Here is a 25,859-nt window from a genome sequence, read left to right as displayed (position 1 = left end):
ACCGGATGGCTCGACGTGCGACTTCAGGTCTCCTGTTCCAGGGCTCGGACTGGAATTTCGTGACGCTTTCCCGTGCCTATGACGCGATCGAGCAAGTCGCGCTCGAGGAAATGGGCCTCAACGTCTACCCGAACCAGTTGGAGATCATCACCTCCGAGCAAATGCTCGACGCCTATTCCTCGGTCGGCATGCCGCTCATGTACCAGCACTGGTCTTTCGGCAAGCGCTTCGCCTATGAGGAACACCACTACCGTAAGGGCCACCGCGGCCTTGCCTATGAGCTGGTGATCAATTCCAATCCCTGCATCACCTATCTCATGGAAGAGAATACGATGGCGATGCAGGCGCTGGTCACGGCGCACGCAGCCTTCGGCCACAATCATTTCTTCAAGAACAACTACCTCTTCCGCCAGTGGACCGATGCCGGAGCCATTCTGAGCTACATGGATTTCGCCAAGAAATACGTGGCCAAATGCGAGGAACGGCACGGAACCGCCGCGGTCGAGGCGATCCTCGATTCCGCCCACGCGCTGATGGACCAGGGCGTCTTCCGCTATCGCCGGCCGCCGCGGCTCTCCTCCGAAAAGGTTCGGGAACGGGCGCGGGAACGGTTGGAATATGAGGAACAGACCTACAGCGATCTCTGGCGAACGCTGCCGCAGACGGCCGAGAGCCGTGACCCGGCCGACGCCGAGCGGGACGCTTCCGAGCGCAAGAAAGTGCTGAACCTGCCGGAAGAGAATCTGCTCTATTTTCTCGAGAAGCACAGCTTGATCCTGGAACCGTGGCAGCGGGAGCTGCTCCGGATCGTCCGGGTCATCGCGCAATATTTCTACCCGCAGCGCCAGACGAAGGTCATGAACGAAGGCTGCGCCACCTTCGTGCACTACACCATCATCAACCGGCTCTACGACCAGGGCCGGATTGGCGAGGGCCACATGCTGGAACTCCTGCAGAGCCACTCCAACGTCGTCTTCCAGCCGGATTTCGACGACCGGCGTTATCCCGGCATCAATCCCTATGCGCTCGGCTTTGCAATGATGCAGGACATCCAGCGGATCGCCACCGAGCCGACGGACGAGGACCGCGATTGGTTCCCTTCCATTGCCGGCAACGGCGACTGGATGGAGACGCTGCGCGACGCCTGGGCCAACCACCGCGACGAATCCTTCATCCTGCAATATCTGAGCCCGGCGGTGATACGCAAATTCCGGCTGTTCCACCTCGCAGACCGTGCGTCTGACCGTTTTGTCGAGGTCGCTTCGATCCACAACGAACGCGGCTATTCGGCCGTTCGCTCTGTCCTCGCCAACAGTTACGACGTCGGCGCCAACCAGCCCGATATCCAGGTGATGGACGTCGATCTCCTCGGCGACCGACATCTTCGATTGCAGCACAATGTGAAGAGCGGAATCGTGCTCGAAGAAGGCAGTCGCGACGCGACGCTGCGCCATGTGCGCCACCTCTGGGGCTACGAAGTCAGCCTCGCCGGCGTCGACCCGCAAACGGGGCGCATAGTGTACGAATGTTCGACGGCAAAAAGCGCCTGAGCAAGACGCGAACGGCTTCTCGCCGTTGGCGCCGGCCAAGGCGCCCTGGAGGATCAAAACGGGCATCACAAGAATTCAGGGCAGGCATTAGAATTATTTGGTCTTATAACGATCTCGATGGCTTGCGTGCTACCCAGCACGGTGAAACTGCTCCGCGAGGCGCTGTAGGAAGAACAGATCTTCGGTTTCAGCCAGCGAGCACCTCTTGTGCCGGAGGCGATGGCAAGGCCACTGCCTCCTGCGCCGCCGCGGCAGATAGCCACTCGCCAAACGCCTCCATCGCCGGCGTGATGGGCCGTGATTTCAGCCGTGTCAGCCAGTAGCTTCCCATCGAGGTGTGAACGTCGAACGGCTGTCGGATGGTGCCGTTCGACAACAGCCGCGAGAACATCAGCGGCGGTGCGAGCGCGACGCCGATCCCCTGGGCCGCCGCCTCCATCATCGCCAGCGAACTATCGAAGACGATGCCTTTTAGCAGCGGCGCCGGATAGGCAATGCCGGCCGCGTCGAACCAGTTCACCCATTCATCGGCGCGGTAGGACCTGAGCAGCGTTTCGTTCAGGAGATCGGAGGGCGTCTTCAGCCGATCGCCGATCTCAGGAATACAGAGCACGGAAAGCGGCGCGTCGAACAGCCGGGTCGCCTCGATATTATGCCAGGAGCCGCCGCCGAAGCGGATGGCGAAATCCAGGCCTTCCGCCGCCATGTCGACCCGATTGTTATTGGTCGAAAGCCGAACATCGATGAACGGATATTTGGCCTGGAAGTCGGCAAGCCGCGGCAACAGCCAGCCGACGGCAAAGGTGCCGACGGCACCGATCATCAGCACCTCCCGGATATGGCCGGCCTCGAAGCGCTCGAGCATATCCGCCATCCGGTCGAACGAATCGCGCAGCACCGGCAGCAATGCCTCGCCCTCTGCCGTGATCATCAGTCCGCGCGGCAACCGCTTGAACAACGTCACGTTCAGTCGGCTTTCGAGCAGCTTGACCTGATGGCTCACCGCGGCTTGCGTCACGCAGAGTTCGATCGCCGCGCGGGTGAAGCTTAGATGCCGCGCCGATGCCTCGAAGGCGCGCAGCGCATTGAGCGGAAGATATGGCCTGACCATGAATGCCCTAACTCATCTAATGGGTCTCGCAAATAAACGTGGTTTGTTGCTCCGGCACAATCCCTTTACGGTGAACTTCATCGGCTGACACCGCTGTCGCTCGGCAGCATCAGCTCGGGAAGGTGCGGCCGACCACGCCGCTTACGGGGATCGATCCCATGCGTCGTTTTACCTGGCCATAGCCCACCCGCATCGCTCGGCAGTCGGCATCTCGGATGCCGGCGAAGCCGTTCCAGATAGGCTGCGCGCCGCACGGGCATCCGTGCGGGCCAGGCTTTCCTTTTGCCCCAAAGGTCCGTTCCGCCCTTATGAAGTTCATCGCAAGTCTGCTTGGCACATCCCTCAATCTCGCGACCATCGTCGCGCTCGCGGCGGCCGCGATCGTCGCGGCGCTGACGCGACACCTGCCCGATCACCGCACGCTCGCGAACTGGGAACCCGCGGTCACCACCCGCCTCTATGCGGGCGACGGTACGATGGTCGGAGAACTCGCGCGCGAACGCCGGCTTTTCCTGCCGATCGGCGCGATTCCCGCGCGTATCCGCCAGGCATTCCTTTCGGCCGAGGATAAGAATTTCTACCTCCATCCCGGTATCGACGTTGCGAGCATCGCCACGGCGCTCCTGTCCAATCTTGCCAATTACGGTTCCGGCCGGCGCATGATCGGCGGCTCGACGATCACGCAGCAGATCGCCAAGAATTTCCTCCTGTCTTCGGACCGCACGGTTGAACGCAAGCTGCGCGAAGCGATCCTCTCGCTGCGGATCGACCAGACCTACTCCAAGGACCGCATTCTCGAGCTCTATCTCAACGACATCTATCTTGGGCGCGGCGCCTACGGCGTGGCACAGGCCGCACTCACCTATTTCGACAAGCCGGTAAGCGAACTCTCGGTTTCGGAGGCAGCCTTCCTCGCAGCCCTGCCGAAAGCACCCAACAACTACGATCCCGATCGCCATACGGAACGCGCAATGGGCCGCCGCAACTGGGTCATCGACCAGATGCGTCAGAACGGTGTCATCGATGCCATGACTGCCGCCAGGGCATCCGCCGCCCCGCTCGGCGTCCAGCAACGCCGGCCTTCGTCCGCGATCGCAAGTTCCGACTATTTCACCGAAGAGGTCCGCCGCCAGCTCAATGGCCAATATGGTGAGGCCGCCCTTTACACCGCCGGCTTTTCGGTGCGCACGACGCTCGACCCGCGATTGCAGGAGGCTGCGATGAAGGCACTGCGCAGGGGGCTCATCGCCTATGACCAGGCGAAAGGCTACCGCGGCCCGGTCGCCAGGCTTCTCGCAACCGAGGACTGGGCTTCCGCGCTCATCAAGCTCCGGCCGCTTTCCGACGTACCGGAGTGGCGGCTGGGCATGGTCCTTGCCGCAGGGAAGGCGGACGCGGAAATCGGACTCCGTCCCGAGGCCGCACCGTCAAACGGGACCACCGCGGCAGAAACGGTCCGTCTCGACCACCAGGGCGTCGCCTGGGCGCTCTGCCGCTCGATCAAGACAAAACGGAACTGTGCTGCAGGGATTGACGGCGTCCTTTCGCCCGGTGACGTCGTCTATGTCGAGAACCAGGAGGACGGCTATATCCTGCGGCAGCCGCCGCTCGTTCAGGGTGCGCTCGTGTCCATGGATCCGAACACCGGCCGCGTGCTCGCGGTCGCCGGCGGCTTTTCCTATGCCCAGTCGGAGTTCAACCGCGCGATCCAGGCCTATCGCCAGCCGGGATCGTCGTTCAAGCCCTTCGTCTATGCCGCGGCACTGGACAACGGCCATGCGCCGACGGCGCTGGTGATGGACGCGCCGATCGCGCTTGCCGACGGCGCCGGCAGGACATGGAAGCCGAAGAACTATGACGGTCGCTTCAGCGGTCCTTCGACCATGCGCGTGGGGCTGGAAAACAGCCGCAACCTGATGACGGTACGCCTCGCCCGCCATCTCGGCATGGATCTCGTGGCGGACTATGGCAAGCGCTTCGGCATCTATGACGATCTGAAACCATACCTGCCGATGGCACTCGGCGCCGGCGAGACGACGCTCTTGCGGCTGGTCTCCGCCTATGCCGTCATCGCCAATGGCGGCAAGGCCGTCACTCCCTCGATGGTCGACCGCATCCAGGACCGCTACGGCCGCACGATCTTTCGCCACGACCAGCGTCGCTGCGACGACTGCAACGCCTCCGACTGGAGCGGTCAGGAAGAGCCCGCCCCGGTCGATGATCGCGACTACGTGCTCGATCCAATGACGGCCTACCAGGTGACCTCGATGCTGCGCGGCGTCGTCGAGCGGGGGACGGCCAGGAATGTCGGCACCCTCGGCGTACCGATTGCCGGCAAGACCGGCACCACCAACGACGAAAAGGATGTCTGGTTCGTCGGCTTCACCCCGAACATCGTGACGGGTGTATTCCTCGGCTACGACACGCCGAAGCCCATGGGCTACGGCGAAACCGGCGGCGGCCTCGCCGCACCTATCTTCATCGATTTCATGAAGGTGGCGCTGCAGGGACGTCCGGCGGCAGATTTCCATGCGCCAGCAGGCATGACGGTCGAGGCAATCGACAGGAAGAGCGGCCAACCGGTGCCTGAGGGCACGCCCGGGGCCATTCTCGAAGCGTTTAAGCCAGGAACTGCACCCTGCGCCGGCGGTTGCCCCGTCATCGACGGTTTCCAGACGGCGAGCACGTCGGCAACCGCCGGCGCCGATCTCTCGCCGGAACTGCGTGAAAAGCTTCTCACCAACGGCAACGGGCTCTACTGACATGACACGCCAGGTTCAGCTCCGCCCGGATCGTCGCGGCCGATTGCTCTTCGTCATCGGCGCTTTCGCGCTCGTCTTCGGGCTCATGCTGGCGCGCCTGGTCCAGCTTGGCGTCGCAGACTACGAGCGAACCGGCTACATTCCGCCGCCACCCAGCCTCGGGCGTCCATCTATCCTCGATCGAAACGGCAATCTTCTGGCGATCGACGTGCCGAGTTCCGGGCTCTATGCCGAACCGCGGCTGATCGTCGATGTCGACGAGGCCGTCGAGAAGCTGACCGCGATCTTCCCCGACATCGACGGGCGTGACCTCTATCGACGGCTGAAGAGCGGCGCGGCCTTCGCCTGGATCAAGCGTCAGGTAACGCCTGCGGAGGAACAGGCGGTCTGGAACGCCGGCATTCCGGCCATCGGCTTCCAGCGCGAGAAGCAGCGCTTCTATCCCAACGGCTCGCTCGCCGCCCACGTGCTCGGCACCGTCGATATCGACAATATCGGCATCGCCGGCATCGAGCGCTGGATCGAGGGACAGGGGCTGGAGGTCTTGCGCCAGAGCGGCATGGATCTCTCCCACCGCAACCTCGAGCCGGTGAGCCTCACACTCGACATCCGCATCCAGCATGCGCTCGAGACCGAGCTTCGCAAGGCGATCGTCAAGTTCAGCGCCAAGGCGGGAGCCGGCCTGGTGCTCGATGTCAGCAATGGCGAGATCCTGGCGCTCGTTTCCTACCCGGACTTCGACCCGAACCTGCCGGTCGACGCGCTGAAACCCGACCGCATCAACCGCATCGCCGCCGCTACCTTCGAGATGGGCTCGACCTTCAAGGCACTGACGACGGCAATGGCGCTCGATTCCGGCAAGTTCACCCTCCGCTCCGTCGTCGACGCCAGCAAGCCGCTGGCCTTCGGCCGCTTCCGCATCAACGACTACCGCGGCCAGTACCGGCCGCTGACGCTGCCGGAAGCCTTTATCTACTCGTCAAACATCTCGATGGCGAAGATGGCGATCGCGATCGGTCCCGAAAATCTGCGCAGGTTCCTGAGGCGCTTCGGCCAGATGTCGCGGCTGACGACGGAACTACCGGAAAGCGCCCATCCGCAACTGCCGCGGCGCTGGGGAGAGATCGATACGGCGACCGCCTCCTACGGCCACGGCATCGCCGTCACGCCGCTGCAGGCGAGCATCGCGGTTGCGGCGCTCGTCAATGGCGGTCGTCTCATAAGACCGACGCTGATCAAGGGTGCACCGCTCGAAGATCGCGTGCTTACCCGCGACTTGATCAAGCCGGAAACCGGCGAGGCGCTACGCTACCTGCTGCGGCTCAACGCCAAGACCGGATCGGCGAAGAAGGCGGAGGTCAAAGGCTATTTCATGGGCGGCAAGACCGGCACGGCGGAGAAGGTGATCGGCGGCCGCTACTCGAAGGAGCTCAACATCACATCCTTCATGGGCATCGTTCCAGTGGACAAGCCGCGCTATCTGCTCCTGACCCTGCTGGATGAACCCAAGGGTTTGCCAGAGACCCACGGTTTCCGCACGTCAGGATGGAATGCGGTACCGCTTGGCGGCGCCGTCTTCGAGCGCATCCTGCCGATGCTTGCCGTTGATGCCCGATTTCGAGATCGCCGATGTCGGCTTTCCCGGGATCAGCAGCCAAGGGGTCTTCGGTTCCCAGCTCTTTCCGTCATCGGCTGGCGAGGGCGGGCGCGACAGTTCTTCGATCGACGGCGCGCTTTGATGCGCCATCCCGGAATGCCGCAACGCCCCCGCATTTTCAGCGAGGGCGTGCGCAAATGCATACAAAGGTTAGCTGATGCTTACCTTTCGATCATGCGATTCCAGCGCTTGTTCCATTCCTGCCGATTCTGGTTGATCGCGTCCCAATCGAGAACCTTGGCGGTCTGCATGTTGGCCTTGAAGGTTGCAAGCTTCTCGTTCGCCGCATCCGTGCCGGCCTTGGCATTGATGTTCGACGGGATGATGTTGCCGTGGTCGAGCGCCAGGCTCTGCGCCTCGGGCGAAAGCAGGTAGTGAGCGAGCTTCTGGCTGAGTTCCGGTTCGCTGTTTTTGGCGATCACGCATTCGGTGACGGCGAGCACCACGGAACCTTCCTTGGGCTGCGCGTATTCGACCGGGATGCCCTTGTCCTTCAGGTTGTTGACGGCCGTCGGGGTCAACGGGAAGATTGCGGCCTCGCCGGTTTGCACCATCTCCGAGATCTTGGCCGAGCTCGGGATGAACTCGATGACGTTCTTGCCGATCGTGTCGGAGAACTTTTCGAAACCGGGTTCGACGTTGGTCTCGTCACCGCCCTGGATGCGGTTGAACATCAGGAAAGCGTGCAGCCCGAAGCTCGATGCGGAAGCCGACTGAAAGACGACGGCATTTTCGAACTTCGGATCGGCCATGTCCATCCACGAGGTCGGCGCCGGCCAACCCTTCTCGTCGAAGAGCTTCTTGTTGTAGGCGAGCCCGGTCATGCCCATGTCGACGCCCACGGCCATGTCGTCCTTCAGGCGAGCGGCCGGCTGAATCTGGTCGAGCACCGGATCGGCATCGATCTTCTGGCAGAGGCCTCCGCCGATCGCGCGTACCATCACGCCATCGTCGAGCAACATGACATGCATCTGCGGATTGTCCTTGGCGGCGGTTGCCTTGGCGAGAATATCGGCCGAGGTGCCGGGCACGACGACGACCTTGACGTCGTTCGCCTTCTCGAACGGCGGCAGCACGTGTTCGGTATAGGCGCGCTCGAAGTTGCCGCCGTTCATGCCGATGTAGAGCGTCTTGGTTTCTGCCGACGCGGCGTTCTGCTGCAGGACGAAGGCCAGAGCCGCGAGCGCGGTGGTTTTGGTAAGCCGTTGGTCGATCATGGTATTCCCCTTTCTGTTTACAACGAGGCTGCAGTCTCGGCCGTCACCTTGCGGAAGCGGCCAATGGAAAAGGCTTCAATGGGCGTGGTACTCCGCCCCTCGGTGACGAGCTCCGAAAGCACCGCGCCGACGGCCGGCGCGGTCTGGAATCCGGCGCCGCAGAAGCCGAAGGCGTGGAAGAGGCCTGATGTCGTTTCGCTCGGGCCGATCACCGGGTTGCCGTCGGGCATCTCGGCCTCGGTGCCGGACCAGAAGCGGATGACCTGGGCATGGGCGAGATGCGGAAAGAGCGCGATGGCGCGCTGCATGACCGAGGAGGCCGCGGTCACCGACGGGCGTGAATAATCGGGGTCGGCCAGCGGCAGGCCGCGGCCGCCGCCCATGACATAGTTGCCGCGTGCCACCTGCCGGCCGTAGAAGCTGCCGCCTTGCTCGCCCATGCTGACAGGCAGGCGCAGCGGCAGCGGCTCGGTCACCACCATCGACGGGTAGATGCGTATGAGCGGCACCGCTTCGCCGAACTGCGCCGCGAAACGATCGGACCAGGCACCGGCGCTGTTGACCAGTTGCCGGCAGCGGATCTCGACGCCGTCGCCGGCGAGGATCCCGAAGCCGTTGCCGGTCGCCACGACGTCACGCACCGGCGTTAATTCCAGCACTGCCACGCCAGCGCGCTCAGCGGCCCGGGCGAAGGCGGGCGCAACGAGACGCGGATTGGCATGGCCGTCCTCGGGGCAGAGCGACGCGCCAACCGCCTTCGCCGAAAGCCAGGGAAATCGGCGCTCCAACGCCGAACCAGCGATGAGTTCGAGGCCAAGGCCATAGTCCCTGACCGTCTCGGCATAGGCTTCGAGCTTGGCGAAATCCTTCTCGGTGCGGGCAAGCTTCAGATGGCCGCAGCGCATATATTCGGCATCGATGCCGATCATCGCCTTCAGTTGCGGCCAGATGCGGTGCGCTCGCTGCGAAAGCGGCAATTGCTCGGGAGGGCGACCCTGCCGCCGTACGCCGCCATAGTTCACGCCGCTGGCCTGGGCGCCGCAATAGCCCTTGTCGATGAGCGCGACGGAAAGCCCGGCCTTGCGTATCGCGAGCGCTGCGGAGCTGCCGACCAGCCCGCCGCCGATGATCGCGACGTCTATGGAGATACGCCGGCTCATGAGCACCCCTCCGTTTCAAGGCCAGCGCTGAAGCCGAGCGGGATCGGCTTGACCGGCGCCTGCGCGCGTAGACGGCCGACCTTATCTGCGGCGGTACCGCAGGTGCCGCTCAAGAGTTCGGCCGCAGCAGCAGAGCACATCCGCCCTTGGCAGCGGCCCATGCCGACACGGCTCAGCGCCTTCAGGCGATTGATCTCGGTGACGGCCCCGCTCGCAATGGCGTGGCGTCCTTCGGCAATGGTGATCTCCTCACACCGGCAGAGCGTCGTTTCGTCCGGTACGGTTTCAAACCAATCGTCCGGGAAGGGAAAGGCGCTTTCGAGGATATCGCGCTGACGCAGGATCGCGTCGCGCGCCGTTACCAGGCGCGGCGCATCCGCCGCCGATGCTTGCCCCCTATCCTCGAGAAGGGCCATCGCCGCGAGTTCGCCCGAAATCTCTGCCGCATCGGCGCCGGCAATGCCGCTGCCGTCACCGGCGACATAGACATCCGGCCGGCTGGTGCGGCCCAGAGCGTCGCGTTCCGGCAGCCAGGTGCGGTCACGCTCGTCGAAGCGGAAACGGCAACCGGCAAGATCGGCAAGTTGGGTTTCCGGACGGAGCGCAAAACCATAGGCGAGCGCGTCGCAGGAGATCGTCTCGCTCGCCACGCCCATGAGCGTCCGCCGGCGGAAACGCAGTCCCTCGACTTGGCCCTTGCCGAGAACCATCTCGGGCCTCACGCCGTAATGGATCCTCACACCGGCAAGCTGGAGTTGCAGCCCGTAGAAGAGACCGAGCCCGACGATCCGGGATGCCCGAACGGCGAGCGGCAGCAGGTGCCGCTTCGATGTGAAGGGCGCGGTATCGAGGACCGCTTCGACGCGTGCGCCGGCTTTCATGTATTGCCAGGCGACGAGATAGAGCAGCGGCCCGGAGCCCATGAAGACGACGCGATCGCCAATCGTGCAGCCCTGCGCCTTCAATGCCGTCTGCGAGGCGCCGAGCGTATAGACGCCTGATGTCGTCCAGCCCGGGAACGGCAGCACGCGATCGGTCGCCCCCGTGCAGAGGAGCAGTTGCGAGAAGCCGATCTGGCGATGACCGCCGGCCGAGAGAACATCGAGCTGATTGCCACGCTCAGGCGGGGAAACATTCCAGACGAGCGTTTCGGGCCGGTAGTCAATTTCGGGCAGCAGCGCCTCGAAGCTCTCGTGGAGCTTTCTTGCTTTGCCGGCTTCCGAACCATAACGGCTGCGATAGGAACGCCCATCCTCGATCAGCGGGCGGCGATAGATCTGGCCGCCGGCGCGCTGGCCTTCGTCGAGCACGATCGGCCTGAGGCCAGCGCGGACGAGGCGCCCAGCGGCACGAATGCCCGCCGGTCCGGCGCCAACGATGACCGGTTGCAGCAGCTCACTCATGGGCCGCCTCCGCCATCTCGCCGGGATCGGTGATGAAGGCCATGCCCGGCCGCAGGGCCGTGCTGCAGGCCCTGACGCGGCTGCCATCCGCCAACATGACGTAACAATCCTGGCAGGCGCCGATCAGGCAGAAGCCCGCCCGGTCCTCGCCGGTGAATTCGCTCGTTCTCAGGCGGCCGCTGACCGAGAGGATTGCGGTCAGCACCGTGTCGCCGCGGCGGCCGGTTTCGGGCGCTCCGTTGAGCACGAAGGGCACGGGTGTCTCGTCCAGGCGGTAGCGCCGCCGAAGCAACGGATGCATCGACATCAGATTTCAGCCCTTGCCCACCAGAAGCCGGTCGAGGCCGAACAGCCGATCGAGAACGATCATCGTGACGGTGGCAAGCGCGATCATCAGCGTCGAGACGGCCGCCATCATCGGATCGATGGATTCGCTGGCGTACATATACATGCGCACCGGCAAGGTGACGGTCGACGGCGAGGTGACGAAGATCGACATGGTCAGCTCGTCGAAGCTGTTGATGAAGGCGAGCAGCCAGCCGCCACTGATCCCCGGCAGCATCAGCGGCATGGTGATCCGGCGAAATACCGTCCACTCCGCAGCTCCGAGCGTGCGCGCCGCATTCTCGGCGTTGCGGTCCATGCTGGTCAGCGACGCGAGGATCAGGCGCAGCGTATAGGGCGTCACGACGATCGCGTGGGTGGCGACCAGCCAGCCGAAGGAACCGCCCATGCCCATCAGCGAGAAGAGACGCAGGAAGGCGACGCCGAGAACCAGGTGCGGGATGATCAGCGGCGACAGGAACAGGGCATTGAGCGCTTCACGGCCGCGGAACTCGTAGCGGGTGATCGCCAGTGCCGCCGGCACGGCAAAGAGCGTCGAGATCGTCGCCGCAAGCAGGGCGAGCCGGACGCTGTTGCCGAAGGACGACATGAAGTCGCCGTGATGGAAAACCGCCCCGAACCAGCGCAGCGAGAGCCCATTCCAGGGCATCGCCAGCGTGTTTTCCGGCGTGAAGGCCACGAGGCAGACCACAACCATCGGCGCCAGCATGAAGACGACGACGAGGCTATGGAAAGCGAGAGCGATGGGTCCGTTTCTCTGCATGGCTTCAACCCAGCTTGCGCTTTGCCTGCCGCTCGATGAGGCGGTTATAGGCAAGCATGATCACGAGATTGGCGACGAGCACGATGATCGCGATGGTCGCCCCGAGCGGCCAGTTCAGCTCGATCAGGAATTCGTCGTAGACGAGCGTCGCCGCCATCTTCAGCCGCCGGCCACCAAGCAGACCGGGAATGGCGAAGGAGCTTGCCGATAGCGCAAAGACGATCAGGCTGCCCGAGAGGATGCCGAGTGCTGCCTGCGGGAAGACGATGCGGCGCAGGGCCGTGAAACGCGAGGCGCCAAGGGTGAGTGCTGCCGCCTCGACGGTCGGGTCGAGCTTCTGCAGCACCGTCCAGACGGGGATTACCATGAATGGCAGCATGATATGCACGAGGCCGATGACGATCGCCGTCTCCGTATAGAGCAGCTGGACCGGATCGAGGCCGACGATCGCGAGCGCGCCGTTCACGAAGCCGTTCTTGCCGAGCAGCATGCTCCAGCCGAAGGTGCGCACCACGACGGAGACGAGCAGCGGACCGATGACCACCAAGAGGAAGATCGACCGCCACGGCTTGCGCATGTTCGAGAGAACATAGGCCTCCGGCACGCCGATCAGCACGGTGATGACCGTTGTCAGCAGCGCCAGGCGCAGCGTCCGCCAGAAGGTCGAGAGATAATATTCGTCCTGCAGCACCGTCAGGTAGTTGGCGAAGGTAAAGTCGCCCTGGATGCCGGCCGTATAATCGTAACTGTTGAAGGAAAGAATGATCGTCAACAGCAGCGGCAACAGCACGAGGCCGATGAAGAACAGGGTCGCCGGTCCGGAAAGGGCAAAGGGTGCCAGCAGACGCGGCTTGATGGCGGAGGTCTGAGCGCCCATCATCTGGCGGCTCCCGCCAGAACACGACAATCGCCGTTCTGCCAGGCGAGCCCGACGCTTTCACCTTCCATCGGCGGCGGCGCGCCGATATTGGGAACCGCGACAGCGAGAACGCCCGCCGGAGTCTCGGCGCTCACCAGCCATTGGCTGCCCATGAAATAGCGGGTCGTCACCTTGCCCTGGATCTGGCCCTCGCCGGGCACGGTCAGCCGCAGCTTTTCCGGGCGGATGAAGACCGAGACCTTGCCTTCCGGCTCACGGCGATCGGTGTTGAAGCGGATCGGCGTGTTGTCGATGCTGATCGACGCACCCTTGCCGTTGAAGGCTGACGTCGCGCGCAGGAAGTTCGACTTGCCGACGAAGGACGAGATGAAGTCGTTGCGCGGATGTTCGTAGAGTTCGTAGGGCGTGTCGACCTGGGTGATGCGTCCCTGTTCCATGACGACGACGCGGTCGCTGATCGACAGCGCTTCCGCCTGGTCATGGGTCACCATGATCGTGGTGATGCCGACGGTCTGCTGGATGCGGCGCAGTTCGAACTGCATCTCCTCGCGAAGCTGCGCGTCGAGGTTCGACAACGGCTCGTCGAGCAGCAGCACCGGCGGATTGATGACGAGGGCACGGGCGATCGCAACGCGCTGGCGCTGGCCGCCCGACATCTCGCGCGGATAACGATCCGCCAGCGCCGACAGATGGACGAGCGCCAGGATCTCCTTGATGCGCTTGTCGCGCTCCGCCTTCGCGACCTTGCGCATTTCCAGGCCGAACGAGACGTTCTGGGCGACCGTCATGTGTGGGAAAAGCGCGTAGCTCTGGAAGACAACACCGAGCTCGCGTTGCGGCGGCGGCAGATGGGTGATGTCGCGGCCGCCCATGGTGATTGCGCCGGCCGAGGGACGAACGAGCCCGGTGATCATCTGCAGGGTCGTCGTCTTGCCGCAGCCGGAAGGCCCGAGCAGCGAGATGAACTCGCCCTTTTCGACTGCCAGGTCGAAATCGTGAACGGCCGCAACCGATCCATAGAACTTGGAGACCTTTTCGAGGTTCAGGAAACTCATGCTCACTCTCCCAGGGTCGCTGCCCCAGGGATCGCCTGCCCCGTTTTTCTTGTCGGCGATCCCGGCGGCGACGATACGTCGTCAACCATCAAACCTCGCTTCAGGCGACGCGGTCCGGCGAAGACACGGCTTAGCGTTCGCGATAGCCGGATCGGCTATCCACGTTGTCCACGCTCACCCCTGAGTAAGGCTTGTGAATTAACTCCAGGAAATTGACGAAAAACACAAATGCAATTTTCTATTTCGGAATCTTTTGTTAAAAAAGTCCAATATATGGAATCCTTTTATGTCAATTTCGAAAGAAGCACGCAAATGTCGGAATTAGAGAATGCCGGAAGCTCCAGCCTCTCCAAGGCGATCCACATCCTGAAAGACCTCGCGGAGAACGCGAGCGAAGGTGTGCGGGTGATCGATCTCGCGCGCAGGCTGAATCTCACCCAGCCGTCGGCGCATCGATTGTTGAAGAGCCTGATTGCCGAAGGCCTTGTCGAGCAGATGCCGGAAGGAAAATCCTATCGCCTGTCGCTGGAGTTCTTCTCGATCGCATCGCAGGCACGCAGACGAGAAGGCATCCTCGACATCGCCAGGCCGTCGCTGTTGAGGCTATCCGCCACGTTCAACGACACCGTCTTCCTGCTGGTGCGCAGCAACTTCGATGCGATATGCCTCGACCGGGTCGAAGGCCCCTTCCCGATCCGTTCCTTTACCGGCGACATCGGCGGCAAGGTGCCGCTCGGCATCGGCCAAGGCAGCATCGCCATCCTTGCCCATCTGCCGGAGGAGGAGCGCGAGGCGATCATCAAGTTCAACATGCCGCGCATCATGGACCGGGCCGCGATCGACGAGGTGGACCTGCGCATCAAGATCGAGGAGGTGCGACGCATCGGTGCTGCGCAGATGAATTTCGAGATGATCGAGGGCATGGCGGGTCTCGGCGTCCCCGTGCTCGACCGCAACGGCATCGCGGTCGCCTCGTTAAGCATCGGCACGCTGGCGTCGCGCCTGACGGAAACGCGAAGCGGCACCATCACCGATCTCTTGAAAGCCGAAGCGCAGGCGATCAGCAGCAAGCTCAACCCCTTCGACCCGACACTGCGCTACCCGGCTTCGGCACTGCGCGGGGCACCAAAGGGCTGATGTCTCCGGCGCACTTCCGGATAAGCCTGAATCGATATTCCGTTCGGAATTGCTTACTTTCGTCGCGAAAGCAGCTAACCGCGGTCGAGCTTCCGCTCACGCCTCCAGAAAGGCGCGGGCGAAGCCCGGCTCGGTCACCTCGATCGATCCGTCCGGGAGCTTGAGGAAACGCTCGATTGCGGTGCCATAGGTCCGCATCCAGCCGTCGAGCATCGTCGCCGCGCCGTCGAGGTCGCCGGCCTCGTAGCGCTGCAACGCCCTGTGCATCACCTTGGCGACACTCAGCCGCAGCTCCAGTAACATCAGCGCCGCGGCTTCCGGATCGGGCGCATCCAGCGTTCCGGCTTCATGCCCGCGCCGCAACATCTGCGTTACGAGCGGCAGGCTGACATCCTGCAGTGCCTCGTCGATACGATGGTAGAGAACGACGTTTTCAGGCTTGAACAAGGCGTTGAAAGTGTTCTTCAGCTGCGGCGCCATTTCAACCTTCATCCGCCGCGAGCCGGCGAAAAGCACGTTCAACTGCCCGACCGCATCGAGCGACGGGTCCTCGGCAAGCGGCTGCAATTCCTGCAGGTTCCGCCGCGCCATCCGGGTCGCGACCGCCTCCAGCAGCGCCTCCTTCGAGACGAAATAGTGGTAGAAGGCACCCTTGGAGACATTGGCTTCGCGGATGACGTCGTTGACCGTCGTGTTCTCGTAGCCATGCTGGAAGAACAGCCGCTCGGCGCAATCGATCAGCTCGTTCGATCGGACTTCCGGCGATTTCTTCGTTCTGACCATAAGCTCTCCCAGAACGGCGGCTTGGCACGGGGCTCACGGCACGGTTCACGACGCTCCCGACGGCAAGGGTGATACGCATCCTTGAAACAAACCGACCGTCGGTCTATTTATACCGAACCGACTGGACGCATTCAAGGAGAGTCTCGTGCGGATGGCTCGTTATGCAATCGGAGCGGCGGTTATCGTCGCCATCGGCGCGGCCGGCTCCTGGTATCTGTTTCGTCCCACACCTGTTTCCACAATCGCCCCGAAGCGTGGCGACGCGGCGGAGATCATCTATGCGGATGGCGTCGTAGAGCCGCGCACCTGGGCGAAGGTCACTCCAACGGTCTCCGAACGGATCGTCGAACAATGCAATTGCGAAGGCGAACGCGTCGCCAAGGGCGATGTGCTCGCCCGCCTCGACGACACCGAGGCGCGGGCAGCACTCGGCGAACTCCAGGCACGGTTGACGCTGGCGCAGGAGGAGTATCGGCGGAAGCTGGCACTCTCCGAGCGGAGTACGATCAGCGAACAGGAAGTCGACCGGGCACGCAGCGAACTCGGCCAGCTCGAAGCCCTCGTCGCCGGCCGTCAGGCGCGGCTCGCGACCTATGTGCTGAGAGCGCCGAGCGCCGGTCAGGTACTCAGGCAGGACGGCGAGATCGGCGAGGTCGCAGATCTCGGCACGGTGCTCTTCTGGGTCGGGGAACCGAAGCCGCTGATCGTGACGGCCGACGTCAACGAAGAGGACATTCCGCGCGTCGAAGTCGGTCAGCGCGCGCTGTTGCGATCGGATGCCTTCCCCGACCGAAGGCTGGAGGCGACCGTCGACAGCATCACTCCCAAGGGCGACCCGGTGACGAAGACCTATCGCGTCCGCTTCCGCCTCCCTGATGACACACCGCTTCGGATCGGCATGTCGACCGACGTCAACATTATCGTGCGGGTAGCGCATGACGCCTTGATCATCCCGACCGTAGCGCTGGAAGGGACGAAGGCCGTGGTGATCGACGGCAATCGTGCCAGGATCCGCGACTTGAAAACCGGCATACGCGGCGCGGGCGGCGTCGAGATCCTCTCGGGACTGGAGGACGGCGCGCGCGTCGTCTCGCCCTTCCCGACCGGCCTTGCCGATAACACGCGCGTCAGGGCCACGCCTGCCCCAGGGAACTGAGTTCGCCATGCGCCTCATCTTCGACATCGCACTGACCCACATCTCCGGCCGGGGCCGGCAGACGATCGTTGCGATGCTGGGCGTTGCGGTCGGCGTCGGCTTTTCCATCGCGATGGCGGCCCTGATGCAGGGCGGCCAGGACGATTTCGTCCGCCAGCTCGTCGACACCATGCCGCATGTCCAGGTGACCGACGAGCAGCGCACCGCGCGGCGGCAACCAGCGGAGGACTTTTTCGATGCCGCCGCCATTTCCGGACTGAGACCACGCGACGACCGCCGCGGCATCATCAATCCCACCGCGGCGCTTTCCTGGCTTGACGGCTGGATCCCGGGCCGTTTTGCCGCGACCCTCAAGGCGCAGGGCGTCGTTCGCTATTCCGGTCAGGAGGTCGGCGCCGCCGTCATCGGCATCGATCCGCAGGCAGAGCCTCGCGTCTCGCCGATCATTGGGGACTTCAAGGCCGGCAGCTTCGCCGCCCTTGCCGCAGGCGGCAACAATGTGGTGATCGGCGATACCATGGCCCGCCGCCTCGGCGCCGGGCTTGGAGATACGATCACTGCGGTCTCCTCGGAGGGGCTGACCCGCCGCTTCAAGATCGTCGGCCTCTTCCACACGGGAACCACTGCACGCGACGAAGGCGAGGCCTATGTGCTGCAGAAGAACGCGCAGATCCTCTCGGCCCGGCCGAACGCGATCAACGAGATCAACATCAAGCTGAACGATCCGAACGCAGCACCCCCGGTAGCGCGCCGCATCGAGGCCGAGCTCGGCTACAAGGCAGTCGCCTGGCAGGAGGCGAACGAGTCGATCCTGGAGGCGCTCGTCGTGCGCAATGTCATCATGTACACGGTCGTTGCGGCGATCATGCTGGTGGCGGGCTTCGGTATCTTCAACATCATCTCGACGATCACGCATGAAAAGGCACGTGACATCGCCATCATGAAATCGCTCGGCTTCACCGAGACGGACATGCGCATCCTGTTCGTGCTTGAAGGCGTGGCAATCGCCACGGCCGGCACGCTCATCGGCTGGGCGCTCGGCCTTGCGATGGTCTATGCGCTGTCGCTCGTCCGCTTCGAGTTATCGGCGACCGGCCAGGAAATGACACGGCTGCCGATCGCCTGGAGCACGCTTCATTATGCCATCGCCTCCGCCTTCGCGCTCGGCTCGGCCGCCGTCGCCGGTTATCTGCCGGCAAGGCGAGCCGCCCGCGCCAACCCCGTCGACATCATCAGGGGCGCGACATGAGCACGCTCGTCGAAGCAAAGGGCCTCACACGCATCCTCGAGGAGACGGTCCCGGTCACCTTGGTCAAGGATGTATCGCTCGTTATCGGCGAGCGCGAGTTCGTCGCCGTCACTGGACCTTCCGGCTCCGGCAAATCGTCGCTGCTTTACCTGCTCGGCCTGCTTGACCGGCCGACCCGCGGCACGCTCACCATTCGCGACCGGGACACGGACCTGATGGATGAGCACGAACGAGCCGCTACACGCCTTGCCAATATCGGCTTCGTCTTTCAGTTCCACTTCCTGCTGCCGGAATTCACCGCCCGAGAGAATGTCGAGATCCCCATGCGCAGGCTCGGCCGTCTTGGCCGGGACGAGATGCGCGAGAGGGCAAGCGAACTGCTTGCGGCACTCGGCCTTGCCGATCATCTCGACAAACGGCCAGACCAGCTCTCCGGCGGCCAGCGACAGCGCGTGGCCGTGGCCCGCGCGCTGGCCAACAATCCGCCACTGATCCTCGCCGACGAACCAACCGGCAGCCTCGACAGCAAGAGCTCTGAACAGGTGTTCCAGATCCTGGAAAGGCTGGTGCGCGAGCAGGGAAAGACCGTGGTGGCAGTCACCCACGATCTCGACATGGCTTCGCGCATGGATCGGCGCGTTGATCTCATCGATGGACGCCTGACCACGGAGACGGAGAAGGCAACGACCAGGGGCGACAGCGAGGCCCCGGAAACCTGACGCCAGCGAAATCTCAGCCGAGGCCGAAGACGACGTCGCTTTCCGTCAGAACCGAAAGCGAAACGTCCTCGATCAGAATGCCCTCGGCATCGGAACCGTTGAAGGCGACGAACACGCCGTCTGCCGTATCATGTGCGGCGGCGAGAAAATCGGCATAGCTGTGAATGCCCGTGGCATCCTGGGCTTCCTCGGAAAAGGCGATCCGGTCGCCCTGCCAGCGGGCGAAGTCGACGACGCGATCGAGGCCTGCCTGGCCGGAGGTTTCCGACGACCAGAAAAACGTGTCGGCGCCGCTGCCTCCTGTCAGCCAATCGGCGCCGTTGCCGCCGCTCAGAAGGTCATTGTGCGCACCGCCGTCGAGGATATCCGCACCGTCACCGCCGAATAGCTGGTCGTTTTCCGTTGCGCCGTATAGCGCGTCGTTTCCGCCGCGCCCGTCGAGGATATCGTTGCCGCCCAGCGAATTGAAAGTGTCGTTGTCGTCGGCGCCGCGCAACACGTCGGCATAACGCCCGGTCGTGATGTTGAAATATTCGACATTGGCGAAGGTCAGTCCGGTATGGGTCACACCGCGCGCCGCATCGAAATCCGTCGCTTCACGCAAGCCGCCATAATTGAGGGACAACAGATCCCGCCCTTCACCGCCGTCGGCGTCACCGAGGTAACGGGCATTGATGGTGTCGTTGCCCGCGCCGCCGCGCAGGATCGACGCGACGCCAAGGCTGCCGCTGCCGGGAACGCTGTCCTGCAGCCAGTCGTCACCGGAGCCGCCATCGAGCACGTCGCTGCCGCCGTCATTGGCGAGCCTATCCCGGCCATCACCGCCAAAAGCCACGTCATCGCCGGCGCCCGTCTCGATCATGTCGTCGCCGGCGCCGGCATCGATGGTGTCGTTTCCCTCCGCGCCATCGAACTGGTCGCGTCCGGCGCCTCCTTCGAGATGATCGTTTCCGGCGCCGGCATCAACCCAGAGAGAGCCGAGATCACCCGCGATGACTCGGTCATTGCCGCTGCCGAGCGCAAGGCTCACCTGCTCAAAGCCGCGCAGCACGGTGCCGGTCGAAACCTTGCCGGCAGCGAAATCGACGGTGAGGTCGCTCGTGCGCTCCATCTCGCTGATAGCGAGCCAGTCCTCGCCGGCACCGCCATCGATCTCGGCGGAGTAGAGTGTGGAGATGATCCCATCGCTGCCGTCGCCGCCAAAAAGACGGTTGGCACCGGACCCGTCGGTGATCATGTCGTCGCCGGCGCCGGCATCGACGACATCGTTGCCACCGGCTGTCTTGATGACGTCGCCAAGCGCGCTCCCCATAACACGGTCGCTTCCGCGCCCGGTCATCAGCTCAACCCGCTCGACATCCTGATGCTGGACGAAGAGGTGCAGCTCCGCCGGCGTCCCGTCTCCAATGATGCCGTGACCATTCTCCAGGTTGAACACGACCGGAGCAGCCGATCCCGAAAGATCGACGACCAACGTATCGTCTCCGGTCCCCCCGAAGACGGTGCTGCCCGTCCCGACAAGCACGAAGCGGTCAGTTCCATCGCCGCCGTCGAGACGATCGTGACCACCCGTATTGGTGATGATGTCGTGTCCCGCGCCCGCATTGACGACGTCGTTGCCGGCACCGGTCGAGATCCGATCGCCTCCGTCAGTCCCAATGATCCTGTCGTCACCGCTGCCGGCGAAGAGCCGCAGCCACTCGATATCGTGAAAGAAGATGTGCCGGTTGGCGGCGTTCGGGTCGCCGACATAGCCATGGCCGCCCGCGCCGTTGAAGACCATCCGGTCGGCGCTTTGCGGGAAGTCGACGACGAGAGCGTCATAGCCCGTGCCTCCCGTAACCGCGCCGCCGGTCCCGGCGAGAGTGATCTGGTCATCACCGGCGCCGCCGTGGATCCGATCGTAACCGCTCGAGCTCGTCAGGATGTCGCTTTCAGTTCCACCATCGACAAAATCGTCGCCGCCGCCGCCATCGATCGTATCGATACCGGGAAGACCCCAAATGTAGTCGGTTTCCTCCGAACCTTTCAAAACATCGTCTGAGTACGAGCCTGCGATCTTTGCCATATCGCCATCCTCTTGGACCGATTTATATTATATCAATACCCGCGCTATCATGAACAAATTTAACCGGAACAGAATGTATTCGAATAACAATTCAAAGCAACATTAAATAAATTTTCCGCATACCGGATAATTTAATTTGAAATGTATATTAGCTGCCGCAGAAACAATACTTCGATCCTGATTTGGCCGCGACCGTCGGATGGAACCGCAAAAGGGCAGCGCGTGAACGCTGCCCCCCCAGGAGAGAGGTTGTTGCGGCGCGGGTCAGTTGACGATCTGCACCACTGTTCTCGACTGCGGTTCCACGATCACCCGCTGGTGGTTGACGACCGCATAGGCGTAGCGCGGGTTTTTAGGAACCGGCGTCAGGACGACGGCCGGCGGGATCGGTTTACCGACCACGATCCGCTCCCGCACGACGACAGACGGCGGAGCCGGCTGCTGCGCGACATAGGTGACCACTTCCGGCGGCGGAGGCGTCAGCGCTCCACCAAGCGCGCCACCCACCACGGCGCCGACACCGGCACCGATCGGGCCACCGACGACAGCACCCGCTGCCGCACCCCCGGCCATGCCTGCGGCCGTACCGGCTTCCCTATTAGTGTCGTGAGCAAAGGCGGAGCCTGCCATTAGAGCAGCAACAGCCGCCGTGATTACAAGCTTCTTCATGATCTCATCCTTTCGTTCGATCACCAACTCAACGAAGCGGCTAATAAATTGTTCCATATTTGCCGTTCCTGCTTTCGCATCACGCTTGATAACTTTCGTTAATAATTGCAGGAATTCTCGGAACAGATGTGACATATGCCTTTCGTGTACCAGCAATTTGAGACAGATACTTCTTACAAGCAATGACCTTACTCTGAATCCTCGACCATCGCGCGTGGATCCACTTCAAAGCGCCGGCCGCCGTTGGGCCGCGAGAAGCGGGTTTCCGCCGCTCGGGATGCGCGTTGTTGCGCCAAGCGTGTCGCGCAAGAGTGCGCAGCGGTTCGCAATTAACGCAATATCAGGGACGTAGGGCAAAAGGAGCGAACCTGAACGATCCCGACGCGCCTTGGTCGCGGGGCAACTTGCCAAGAAGCAGTTTGCTTCTTTCCCTGTTTCCGCAGCGCGAGCATTTGAGCGTTTGACCAATGGTCTGAGGCGAATGCCCCATCCGCATGTGCTGGCAACCAGCCGACGATCAACCTGCCCCTGATGCCGGCACTTTCCGCATTTTGCCACGAGCACATACCATTCCGGCAGCAGTTCCAGTGTCGAGCCGTAATCGGCAGCATTTTCGCGCGGCATCAGATCGATACTTCGACGATGCCTCCTAATCAGTCCTTTCGAAGCTTCGTCCGATCCCTATTGCGCGGGCGGTCGCGATTTATGGACGGCTACGGCCGCCGGCATCCCGGCCAACGCGCTGGCATGGCCGCAGAGAGCAGCCTGTGCAAGCGTCCGGTTTCAAGGGTGACGCAGAACTGTCTGAACGACGGCAATGGGGTCGAAAGCTACCCGCTCCTGATCTGTCAATGAACAGCCGCCGCTTGAACGGATCCTGATTGACGAAACCATTCCAGCACTGGAACGCGATCCATTTGCATCTATCGCTGGCGAATTTGCGCAGTTAGATGAGCGCCGGAAGGAATTGGAGGCAAAACTGATGGCCTGGTATCGAAATAACGAATGCTGCCGTCGTCTTGCAAAAATCCCGGGTGTCGGGCCGATCGGCGCGGTAATCTTGGTGATGAAAGCGCCGGCGCCGGAGTGGTTTGCGTCGGGAAGGCAATTTGCCGCCTGGATGGGGCTGACGCCCGGGACCGTTCGACTGCGGATAAGGTCAGGCTTGGTGTCATTACAAGGGCCGGCGATGAGGCATTGCGTAAGACACTGGTTGTGGGCGCGACCGCGGTTTTGCAGCACCTGCGTGCGGGACGCGGAAGGAACGCTACACCGTGGCTTGTCGAATTGCTCAAGCGCAAGTCCCCCAAGCTCATGGCTATCGCACTGGCCAACAAGATCGCCCGGATTTCCTGGGAGATGATGGTGACCGGCGCAACCTATCGCCAAAACGCTGAGCCGCCAAAGTTGGCAAGTGCGGCTTAAGAAATCAGGCAACTACGGCAAGCTGGAAGCTACCGCGTTGATCTGATGCGTGAACTTGCAGAAACGAGCAGATGGTGTGCTCGATCGATCCGAGACGTGGGACACTCGTTGCGGACAGTGGCTTTTGAAGTCGAGCTTCTGTTTGGAATCCATGTCGCGGAACCCATCTTGGCCAGCCTTCATGTGCGAGCGCAGCAACAGGCCGGACATATGAACGCAAGCGATCCGATCAAAACCACCATAAGAGTTTCTTGCAAGGAGGGGGCCGTCTGCTCTACGGGGTCTGTTGAGGACCGGTTGGCCAATCTTTTAGAGGCGCAGTCACCTTGCGGCACGACTATTATGAATAGACGCGACACGATAAACGGCTCCGTCCGTCCCCCTCCATTGTTCGTTGCTTGGGTAACACCCGTTTGAAGCGATCGTGCAGATAGGACCTGTCCACACTATCCTCTGACCCACGAACACGGGCTCCGGCGTGGTGACCCATACGAAGGCGACAAATGCCGCTTTCCGGAATTTCGGGGTAGGAACTGGGGCTCAAAAGTGCGAGTGTGGAATCGGAGAAGAAATCGAGAATGCGCTGAGGGGGAATTTGCACTTGCGGACGCGCAGGCCGGATAAACGGCCGCAGTTGACGCCAGTATCGTCAATGCGCAGTTTTTGGGGGTTGATGGCTGCTTATTGGTTTTCCGAGAAGTGGCAAGAAGCTTGGGGACTGGCGGCCATGATCGTGCTGCTGACGGCGTTGTCAGCGATGGCCAGTGTCTGGTTCGCCGAGGCATCGGGAGAGTTATTTAGCGCGATTTCTTTCCTTCACCATCCCAAAAACCCGTCCACGCTTCAATCGCTCCTGGCGAGCGCCGGTGCGCTGGTCGGGATTGTCGTCCTGAAGGAAGTTGGCTTCATCGCAGTCCGCCATTTCTCCTCAACCAGCCTTCACCGAAGATGGCGTGCCTGGCTCGATGAGCGTTTCAACGAAGCGTTGCTCGACCGCAATCACACGCACTTTCATCTCCAACAGGGAGCCACAGAAGCTATACCATCGGCCGCATCGGTGCCGGACAATGTCGATCAGCGTATTCAAGAGTCAATCAAGGGTATGACCGGCGGCGCCATCGGACTTGCCATGGGGGTGGCCGGGGTCGTTCTGTCGCTCTATTTCGTGGGCGGCAAAATTATTGCCACTTCCACCGAAATCAGTGGACTAGAGTTTCTGGGCAGTTACGCCAGTGCACTCTTAACAATCGCCGTAGTCTCTGCGTACGTGCCTCTTAACACTTTCCTGGCCATAAAGCTTGGCGCGATCCAACAGAAATTGGACGTGAGAATGCAGTGGGCCGAGGGTAGCTACCGTCATGCGCTCGCTACCTTCATCAACCGCGGCTTCCATATCGCAGCCGCTGATGGCGAGGAATCCCAAAACCGGGTCCACAGACGGCGATATCGCAACATCGATCGGACATGGGCGAGCCTGAATATTCTTAGCTCTGCCTATATGGGTTTCGAACTGGTTTACGATTTCTTCGCTTCACGCATCGTCGCCTACGCACCTGGTCTCTTGCCCTACGCGCAAAGCAAAATCACTCTGCAGTCGTACATTACCGGAGCGGAGCTCGCCAACGCGGTCATCAGAGACTGTTCGTGGTTCATTCACGTCATGCCCGACATAGCAAGGCTGCGAGCAAACGCTGCGCGTATAACTGAACTCGCGCATGCGATCGAGGACGCGCAGGATCCTCGTGCATTCCACGCACGCACCGGGCGCTCCGAGTTGCGGTACGTGCGACACGATCGGCGCTTGGGCGTGGTCCTGAACAATATCGAACTGATGCATCCGGGTGACGACGAGCCCTTTCTTTCAACGGGACGTCTTCGTATCGGACCAGGTGAATGGACCTTGCTTGTAGGAGAGTCCGGATGCGGCAAGTCTTCGCTACTGAAAGCAATCAACGGACTTTGGCCGCATGGAAGTGGGACAATTGGTCTGCCTCGGAATGTGCGGCTTCTCTATGCTGCACAGGAGGTCAAACTCCAACCAACGCCGCTGAAGGAATTGATCTGCCTCCCGGATCCTCCAGAATCTTACTCCGACGCCGAAGTTGCAACGGCGCTGTCTAGGGCCGGGCTTGATGATCTCATCTGTGATCTTGCAAAGGAGGGCCGCGACGATCAAACGTGGGATCAAGCTCTTTCCGGCGGACAAAAGCAGAAGCTCATCTTGGCGAGAATTCTTTTGCTGCGTCCCCAAATATTACTTTTAGACGAGCCAACCAGTTCCCTGGACATTCCATCTCGAATAGCCCTTTACGGCGCAATCCGCACCCAATGTGCCGACGCGACCGTAATCAGCGTGATGCACACAGTCGCGCCGCCTAAATCGTCAACCGGCGGCGAATTCTTCGACAGTGTCTTGTCGATCAAAGATCGATTGGTCACGAAAACCCCCGTCGCAACGTTTACGGGCCCGCTTGTTAGTGCCGAGCGGGCGAAACAATCTTCCGAAACGCCCCCAGTCGACTAACCTCACTGCCCCAGATAGCCAAGGCGTTTTGGTTGAGCCTCCCGTTTCGACGATAGCGCAGAGGGAGCCGATGCTAAAACGGGCGGGAATCGACTGCATGATATTCGCTGCAGGCAGGTGCAGCCCGGCGATCCGATCTCGCAGAGCATTTTGATATGATCGCCCTAGCACTTGTCGAACATTGATGTCGAATAGGCACCCCAAAATGGGACTGGGAGCTGATCGA

At 62.2% G+C, this 25,859-nt stretch carries 19 protein-coding genes and 2 pseudogenes; 9 read left to right on the top strand and 12 right to left on the bottom strand.

The window, feature by feature from the left end; genetic code table 11:
• Nucleotides 1-5: 5 nt before the first annotated feature.
• On the top strand, nt 6-1,550 hold the full coding sequence (locus BHMPCIPO_RS25515; RefSeq protein ID WP_173519526.1) for a SpoVR family protein: 1,545 nt from the start codon (nt 6-8) through the stop codon (nt 1,548-1,550).
• 187 nt (nt 1,551-1,737) lie between these two features.
• Here the strand turns inward: BHMPCIPO_RS25515 and BHMPCIPO_RS25510 are convergent, their stop codons facing one another.
• Nucleotides 1,738-2,661, bottom strand: a complete 924-nt coding sequence (locus BHMPCIPO_RS25510; protein ID WP_173519525.1) for a LysR family transcriptional regulator — start codon at nt 2,659-2,661, stop codon at nt 1,738-1,740.
• A 308-nt stretch (nt 2,662-2,969) separates the two neighbouring features.
• Between BHMPCIPO_RS25510 and BHMPCIPO_RS25505 the strand changes: the two genes are divergently transcribed.
• Together BHMPCIPO_RS25505 and BHMPCIPO_RS25500 are read left to right on the top strand one after the other, a co-directional pair.
• The gene (locus BHMPCIPO_RS25505) at nt 2,970-5,423 is read left to right on the top strand and encodes a penicillin-binding protein 1A (RefSeq protein WP_173519524.1); all 2,454 of its coding nucleotides are present in this window, start codon (nt 2,970-2,972) and stop codon (nt 5,421-5,423) included.
• Between the two features lies 1 nt (nt 5,424).
• Nucleotides 5,425-6,873 (top strand): annotated as a pseudogene (locus tag BHMPCIPO_RS25500) (peptidoglycan D,D-transpeptidase FtsI family protein); the annotation flags it as partial.
• A 368-nt stretch (nt 6,874-7,241) separates the two neighbouring features.
• On the opposite strand, the gene BHMPCIPO_RS25495 reads toward BHMPCIPO_RS25500, so the two are convergent.
• The 7 genes from BHMPCIPO_RS25495 to BHMPCIPO_RS25465 are packed head-to-tail and all read right to left on the bottom strand — an operon-like array spanning nt 7,242 to nt 13,903.
• Nucleotides 7,242-8,297, bottom strand: coding sequence for an ABC transporter substrate-binding protein (locus BHMPCIPO_RS25495; protein ID WP_173519523.1), 1,056 nt, complete (start codon nt 8,295-8,297; stop codon nt 7,242-7,244).
• 17 nt (nt 8,298-8,314) lie between these two features.
• On the bottom strand, nt 8,315-9,457 hold the full coding sequence (locus BHMPCIPO_RS25490) for an NAD(P)/FAD-dependent oxidoreductase (protein ID WP_173519522.1): 1,143 nt from the start codon (nt 9,455-9,457) through the stop codon (nt 8,315-8,317).
• Nucleotides 9,454-10,860, bottom strand: a complete 1,407-nt coding sequence (locus BHMPCIPO_RS25485) for an FAD/NAD(P)-dependent oxidoreductase (protein WP_173519521.1) — start codon at nt 10,858-10,860, stop codon at nt 9,454-9,456. Before BHMPCIPO_RS25485 ends, BHMPCIPO_RS25490 begins: the two co-directional genes overlap by 4 nt.
• On the bottom strand, nt 10,853-11,167 hold the full coding sequence (locus BHMPCIPO_RS25480) for a (2Fe-2S)-binding protein (protein WP_210266648.1): 315 nt from the start codon (nt 11,165-11,167) through the stop codon (nt 10,853-10,855). The genes BHMPCIPO_RS25485 and BHMPCIPO_RS25480 overlap by 8 nt, the downstream gene beginning before the upstream one ends.
• A 6-nt stretch (nt 11,168-11,173) precedes the next feature.
• Nucleotides 11,174-11,968: an ABC transporter permease gene (locus BHMPCIPO_RS25475; protein WP_173519520.1), complete on the bottom strand. Its 795-nt coding sequence runs from the start codon at nt 11,966-11,968 to the stop codon at nt 11,174-11,176.
• A gap of 4 nt (nt 11,969-11,972) precedes the next feature.
• Nucleotides 11,973-12,848: an ABC transporter permease gene (locus tag BHMPCIPO_RS25470; protein WP_173519519.1), complete on the bottom strand. Its 876-nt coding sequence runs from the start codon at nt 12,846-12,848 to the stop codon at nt 11,973-11,975.
• Entirely contained in the window at nt 12,845-13,903 is a 1,059-nt protein-coding gene (locus BHMPCIPO_RS25465; protein ID WP_173519518.1) for an ABC transporter ATP-binding protein, read from the bottom strand. The genes BHMPCIPO_RS25470 and BHMPCIPO_RS25465 overlap by 4 nt, the downstream gene beginning before the upstream one ends.
• Before the next feature lie 312 nt (nt 13,904-14,215).
• Between BHMPCIPO_RS25465 and BHMPCIPO_RS25460 the strand changes: the two genes are divergently transcribed.
• A complete protein-coding gene (locus BHMPCIPO_RS25460) occupies nt 14,216-15,040 on the top strand; it encodes an IclR family transcriptional regulator (protein WP_173519517.1) in 825 nt (274 codons plus the stop codon).
• A 96-nt stretch (nt 15,041-15,136) separates the two neighbouring features.
• On the opposite strand, the gene BHMPCIPO_RS25455 is transcribed toward BHMPCIPO_RS25460, so the two are convergent.
• Entirely contained in the window at nt 15,137-15,823 is a 687-nt protein-coding gene (locus tag BHMPCIPO_RS25455) for a TetR/AcrR family transcriptional regulator (protein ID WP_173519516.1), read from the bottom strand.
• A 151-nt stretch (nt 15,824-15,974) separates the two neighbouring features.
• Between BHMPCIPO_RS25455 and BHMPCIPO_RS25450 the strand changes: the two genes are divergently transcribed.
• From BHMPCIPO_RS25450 to BHMPCIPO_RS25440, 3 genes are read left to right on the top strand one after another with little or no spacing between them, the layout of a single operon-like run.
• Complete coding sequence (locus BHMPCIPO_RS25450) at nt 15,975-16,979, top strand: efflux RND transporter periplasmic adaptor subunit (protein ID WP_173519515.1); 1,005 nt, start codon at nt 15,975-15,977, stop codon at nt 16,977-16,979.
• A gap of 7 nt (nt 16,980-16,986) precedes the next feature.
• A complete protein-coding gene (locus tag BHMPCIPO_RS25445) occupies nt 16,987-18,228 on the top strand; it encodes an ABC transporter permease (protein ID WP_173519514.1) in 1,242 nt (413 codons plus the stop codon).
• Nucleotides 18,225-18,947 (top strand): ABC transporter ATP-binding protein, encoded by a 723-nt coding sequence (locus BHMPCIPO_RS25440; protein ID WP_173519513.1) that lies wholly within the window; start codon nt 18,225-18,227, stop codon nt 18,945-18,947. The genes BHMPCIPO_RS25445 and BHMPCIPO_RS25440 overlap by 4 nt, the downstream gene beginning before the upstream one ends.
• 13 nt (nt 18,948-18,960) lie before the next feature.
• Here the strand turns inward: BHMPCIPO_RS25440 and BHMPCIPO_RS25435 are convergent, their stop codons facing one another.
• The 3 genes from BHMPCIPO_RS25435 to BHMPCIPO_RS25425 all read right to left on the bottom strand — a co-directional run bounded on the left by BHMPCIPO_RS25435 (nt 18,961) and on the right by BHMPCIPO_RS25425 (nt 22,308).
• Nucleotides 18,961-21,015, bottom strand: a complete 2,055-nt coding sequence (locus BHMPCIPO_RS25435; protein ID WP_173519512.1) for a calcium-binding protein — start codon at nt 21,013-21,015, stop codon at nt 18,961-18,963.
• 264 nt (nt 21,016-21,279) lie between these two features.
• Complete coding sequence (locus tag BHMPCIPO_RS25430; RefSeq protein ID WP_173519511.1) at nt 21,280-21,684, bottom strand: DUF1236 domain-containing protein; 405 nt, start codon at nt 21,682-21,684, stop codon at nt 21,280-21,282.
• 225 nt (nt 21,685-21,909) lie between these two features.
• Nucleotides 21,910-22,308 (bottom strand): hypothetical protein, encoded by a 399-nt coding sequence (locus tag BHMPCIPO_RS25425; protein ID WP_173519510.1) that lies wholly within the window; start codon nt 22,306-22,308, stop codon nt 21,910-21,912.
• A gap of 235 nt (nt 22,309-22,543) precedes the next feature.
• Between BHMPCIPO_RS25425 and BHMPCIPO_RS25420 the strand changes: the two are divergent.
• Together BHMPCIPO_RS25420 and BHMPCIPO_RS25415 are read left to right on the top strand one after the other, a co-directional pair.
• Nucleotides 22,544-23,109, top strand: a pseudogene (locus BHMPCIPO_RS25420) (transposase); the annotation flags it as partial.
• A gap of 673 nt (nt 23,110-23,782) precedes the next feature.
• A complete protein-coding gene (locus BHMPCIPO_RS25415) occupies nt 23,783-25,633 on the top strand; it encodes an ABC transporter ATP-binding protein/permease (protein WP_246304560.1) in 1,851 nt (616 codons plus the stop codon).
• Nucleotides 25,634-25,859: the final 226 nt, after the last annotated feature.

Origin of the sequence: Ensifer sesbaniae (genome assembly GCF_013283665.1) — a bacterium.
Classification (GTDB): Bacteria; Pseudomonadota; Alphaproteobacteria; order Rhizobiales; family Rhizobiaceae; genus Ensifer; species Ensifer sesbaniae.
This window is presented reverse-complemented; position numbering and strand designations above follow the sequence as displayed.